General features: G+C 66.6%; 2 protein-coding genes. Both read left to right on the plus strand.

Going from position 1 to position 2,719, the window contains the following annotated elements; genetic code table 11:
- Positions 1-3: 3 nt before the first annotated feature.
- A complete protein-coding gene (locus tag AC4FAH_RS10910) occupies positions 4-1,317 on the plus strand; it encodes a Zn-dependent hydrolase (RefSeq protein ID WP_463080214.1) in 1,314 nt (437 codons plus the stop codon).
- On the plus strand, positions 1,314-2,719 hold a 1,406-nt coding region (locus AC4FAH_RS10915; protein WP_490246025.1), incomplete at its 3' end, for an aldehyde dehydrogenase family protein. The genes AC4FAH_RS10910 and AC4FAH_RS10915, both read left to right, overlap by 4 nt.

The following is a 2,719-nucleotide window of genomic DNA, read 5'->3' on the forward strand; positions in this document are numbered from 1 at the left end:
CAGATTCTGGATAGCCTCGCCCTGCGCGTCGATGGCAAGCGCCTGTGGGACGCGCTGATGACATTGGCCGAGATCGGCGCGACGCCCAAGGGCGGCAACTGCCGTCTGGCCCTGACCGAAGAAGACCGCGCCGGCCGCGAGCTGGTCACCGGCTGGCTCGAGGCCGCTGGCCTGACACTGCGCGTCGACGAGATCGGCAACATCTTCGCCCGTCGCCCGGGGCGCAATGACAGCCTGCCGCCGGTCGCCACCGGCAGCCACATCGACACCCAGCCCACCGGCGGCAAGTTCGACGGTTGCTACGGCGTGCTGGCCGGCCTGGAAGTCATGCGCGTGCTGGATGAGCGCGGCATCGAGACCGAAGCCCCGCTGGAAGTGGTGATCTGGACCAACGAGGAAGGCAGCCGCTTCGTGCCGGTGATGATGGGGTCCGGCGTGCATGCGGGCTTGATCCCGCTCGAGAAGGCCCTGGCCGCCACCGACCGTGACGGCGACAGCGTTGCCGCGTCACTGGCGCGCACCGGCTATGCCGGCGACGTGCCGGTGGGCAGCCATGATTTCGGCGCCTATTTCGAGGCGCATATCGAGCAGGGCCCGGTGCTGGAGCAGGAAGAGATCACCATCGGTGCCGTCACCGGCTCGCTGGGTCTGCACTGGTTCGACGTGGTGGTCAGCGGTCAGGAAGCCCACGCCGGCCCGACGCCGATGCCCTACCGCCGCGATGCGCTCAAGACCGCCTGCGCGCTGGTCAGCGACATCCTGACGCTGGCCGATGCCTACCAGCCCAACGGTCGCGTCACCTGCGGCGAATTCAATGTGCATCCCAACTCGCGCAACGTGATTCCGGGCCAGGTGCGCTTCAGCGTCGACCTGCGTCACCTGGAACCAGCAGTGCTCGCCGAGATGCACGACCAGCTCAAGGCGCTGTGCCTCAAGCATCACGCCGCCAACCAGAGCGACAAGCAACGCGTAGACATCGAGCTGATCGAGGTCCAGCACATTCCGCCGACGCCCTTCGCGCCGGAACTGATCGAGATGGTGCGCAGCGCAAGTCAAGAGCTGGAACTCAGCTACCGCGACATGGAAACCGGCGCCGGTCACGACGCCGTGCAGATCGCCGGCATCAATCCGGTGGCGATGATCTTCGTGCCCTGCGAAGACGGCATCAGCCACAACGAGAGCGAGAACGCCGAACCGTCCGATCTCGAGGATGGCGCCAACGTCCTGCTGCTGGCGATGCTCAAGCGTGCCGGCATCGTCAGCACCAACACTGACGACGCCAATGCGACCCACAACACCGCGGAGAACGCCCAATGAGCACTGCCACATCCGCCCCGCTGACGCATGCCGACTGGCAGCAACGCGCCGCCGCGCTGACCTTCGAGACGCGTGCCTTCATTGATGGCGCCTATACCGAAAGCACTGGCTGCGACACCTTCCCGGCCTACAATCCGGCCACCGGCGAAGTACTGGCGCATATCACCGCCTGCACCGAACAGGACATCGATCGCGCCGTGATGGCCGCGCGTCGCGCCTTCAAATCCGGTGTCTGGTCGCGTCAGTCGCCCCAGGCCCGCAAGGCCGTGCTGCAGCGCTTTGCCCAGTTGATCAGCGACAATGCCGAAGAACTGGCGCTGCTGCAGACGCTGGAAATGGGCAAGCCGATCGGCGACAGCCTGGGCTTTGATCTGGCGGAAACCGCGCGCTCGGTGGCCTGGTATGCCGAGGCCATCGACAAGCATTACGACGAGATCGCGCCCACCGGCGAGAACGTGCACGCCACCATCACCCGTGAAGCGCTGGGCGTGGTCGCGGCGGTGGTGCCGTGGAACTTCCCGCTGATGATCGCTTCCTGGAAGTTCGCGCCGGCGCTGGCGCTGGGCAACAGCGTGGTGCTCAAGCCGGCCGAAGCCTCAAGCCTGAGTGCGCTGCGTCTGGCAGCACTGGCCGATGAAGCCGGCATCCCGGCGGGCGTGTTCAACGTCACGCCGGGCCTGGGCGCGGTGGCGGGTCAGGCGCTCGGCCTGCACATGGAAGTCGATGCGCTGGCCTTCACCGGTTCCACCGCGACCGGCAAGCGCTTCATGCGCTATGCCAGCGACTCCAACCTCAAGCGTGTGTGGCTGGAGTGTGGCGGCAAGTCGCCGCATATCGTGTTCGCCGATTGCCCGGACCTGGACCAGGCCGCTCGCGCCGCCGCCGATGCCATCTTCATCAATCAGGGCGAAGTCTGCATCGCCGGTTCGCGCCTGTATGTCGATGAGGCCATCTTCGATGACTTCATGCCGCGTCTGATCGCCTGCGCCCGTACCATGCCGGCCGGTGATCCGCTCGACCCGGCCACGCGCATGGGCGCACTGGTCAGCGCGGACCACCACGAGAAGGTGCTCGGCTTCGTCGAGACGGCGCTCTCGGAAGGCATGACGCTGCACCAGGGCGGTCAGGCGATCGCGCCCAGCGACGCCACCGCCGGCGGCTGGTATCTGGAGCCGACCATCGTGGAAGGCGGCCAGAACAGCACCGTGATGCGCGAGGAAATCTTCGGCCCGGTGCTCGGCGTGACCCGCTTCAGCGGCGAGGAAGAAGCCATCGAACTGGCCAATGATTCCATCTACGGGCTGGGCGCTGGTCTGTGGACCCGCGATCTGGCGCGTGCCCATCGTGTCTCGCGGCGTCTCAAGGCGGGTCTGGTGTGGGTCAACTGCTACGCCGATGGCGA

The sequence above is a fragment of the Cobetia sp. genome, assembly GCF_983723665.1.